We start from the raw sequence: 1949 nt of genomic DNA, 5'->3' as shown, positions 1-1949 counted from the left end.
GGGCTGGCTCGCCGCGCTCGGCGGCGAGGCGGATCTCCACCTGCACGGTCATGGTGCGGGCGAGCTCCTTGCGGATGGCGCGGATCTGGCGGTGGTTCTCGACCTGGCCGATGGTCTGCTGCAGGCGCACCTGGAAGAGCTGGCCGCGCTGCTCGCGCAGGTGCGCGGCGAGCTCATCGCCGCTGAGCGCGCGCAGGTTGTCGAGCGCGATGGCACGGGCGGTCATGCCGTCTCCTCCGCGTCGGCACCGGGTTCCTCGCGCACGACGAAGCGAGTGCGGATCGGCAGCTTGTGCGCGGCCAGGCGCATCGCCTCCTTGGCCACATCGGGCGTCACGCCCGACATCTCGAAGAGCATGCGACCCGGCTTCACCACCGCGACCCAACCCTCGGGCTGACCCTTGCCGCTGCCCATGCGGGTCTCGGCGGGCTTCTTGGTGATGACGTGGTCGGGGAAGACGCGGATCCAGATCTTGCCGCCACGCTTGACGTGACGGGTCATGGCGCGACGAGCTGCCTCGATCTGGCGGTTGGTCATCCAGCACACGCCCATCGCCTGGAGGCCGTACGTGCCGAAGGAGATGCGGTTGCCGCGCTGCGCGGCGCCCTGACGCCGTCCGCGATGGAGCTTGCGGTGCTTGGTGCGCTTGGGCATCAGCATGGCGCTACTCCTCCCCTGCCGCGGCGTCCGGGGCCTTCGGCGCGGCCGGCTTGCGGACGGCGGGCTTGCGCGCCGCGCTCTTGGTGGGAGCGCGCGTCGCCGGCTTCTTGGCGGCAGCGGGAGCCTTGCGCTTCGACACCAGCTTCTCCACCTTCTCGCCGTCTTCGGGGATGACACCGACGGCGGCGACCGCAGCCTCCTCCTCGGCATCGACCTGCTCCTCTTCGAGCGTTTGCTCGACGTCCTCGGCCTCAGCCTCGCTGCGGACCTCGGTCGCCGATTCCTCGACGGCCACGGCCGCTGGGGGTTCCGCGGTGGCGCGAGCCCTCGCTGCGGCCTCGGGCGCCGCCGGCACTGCGCGCTCGAGCGACTCACTGCCATCGCTCTCGTCCGTCTCGCGGACGGCGGTGCCGCTGATCGGCTCGCCGGTGGCGGTGACGAAATCGCCTTTGTAGATCCACGCCTGCACGCCGATGCGTCCGAACGTTGTGCGCGCCTCGGCCTGGCCGTAGTCGATGTTGGCGCGCAGGGTGTGCAGGGGCACGCGACCGCCGCGATCCCACTCGCGGCGCGACATCTCGGCGCCGCCGAGCCGTCCGCTCACCTGGATCTTGCAGCCCTTGGCGCCGGCGCGCATCGAGCGCAGCAGCGTCTGCTTGAGCGCGCGCCGGAACGCGATGCGCTTCTCCAATTGCGAGGCGACGTTCTCGGCGACCAGCTTGGCGTCGAGCTCGGGCGTCTTGATCTCGTGGATGGTCACGCGGACCTTCTTTGCGGTGATCTTCTCCAGCTCGTCGCGGAGCGCGTCCACGGACGCGCCCTGCTTGCCGATCACGATGCCCGGCTTGGCGGTCTGGATGGTCACGGTGAGCTCGTTGCCGCGCCGCTCGGTCTCGATGCGTGCCACACCGGCGTTGCGCAGGCGGCCGCCAATCAACTTGCGGATCGCGATGTCCTCGTGGAGCAGCGCCGTGTAGTCCTTGTCGGCGTACCAGCGCGCGTCCCAGTTGCGGTACACGCCGAGGCGGAAGCCGATCGGGTGGACTTTCTGACCCATTACCCCTTGTCTCCTTCGCCGGTGTCGTGGGCCGGCTCCGCGGTGGCGTCGACGGACGCCGTGGTTTCAGTGGCGTCTTCCGCCGCCTCGTCCGTCACGGCAGCGTCGGCAACAGCAGTGTCAGCTGCCTTCGTGCCACGGCGCCGGCGCGTCGACGCCACTCCGGGGGTCGCAGCCGAAGCCGAAGCAGCCGCCGAGGCAGCGCCACCCGAGGTGCCGCGTGCGGCCGAAC

General features: G+C 70.7%; 2 protein-coding genes and 1 pseudogene. All 3 read right to left on the bottom strand.

Annotated elements, in window-relative coordinates; translation table 11 throughout:
• Positions 1-226 (bottom strand): 50S ribosomal protein L29 (gene rpmC / locus JF886_RS08545; protein WP_337311500.1); only part of this gene is annotated, 226 nt, incomplete at its 3' end.
• Entirely contained in the window at positions 223-660 is a 438-nt protein-coding gene (gene rplP / locus JF886_RS08540; protein WP_337311498.1) for a 50S ribosomal protein L16, read from the bottom strand. The genes rplP and rpmC, both read right to left, overlap by 4 nt.
• A 409-nt stretch (positions 661-1069) precedes the next feature.
• Positions 1070-1717 (bottom strand): annotated as a pseudogene (gene rpsC, locus JF886_RS08535) (30S ribosomal protein S3); the annotation flags it as partial.
• Between the last annotated feature and the right edge of the window lie 232 nt (positions 1718-1949).

This window comes from Candidatus Aeolococcus gillhamiae (assembly GCF_016464765.1).
Taxonomy (GTDB): domain Bacteria; phylum Chloroflexota; class Dormibacteria; order Aeolococcales; family Aeolococcaceae; genus Aeolococcus; species Aeolococcus gillhamiae.
The sequence above is the reverse complement of the archived record's forward strand: the minus strand, read 5'-3'. Positions and strand labels throughout refer to the sequence as shown.

What these genes read in the sequence shown, in the direction of transcription:
- rplP (WP_337311498.1), bottom strand. Translation starts at nt 660, where the DNA reads ATGCTGATGCCCAAGCGCACCAAGCACCGCAAGCTCCATCGCGGACGG.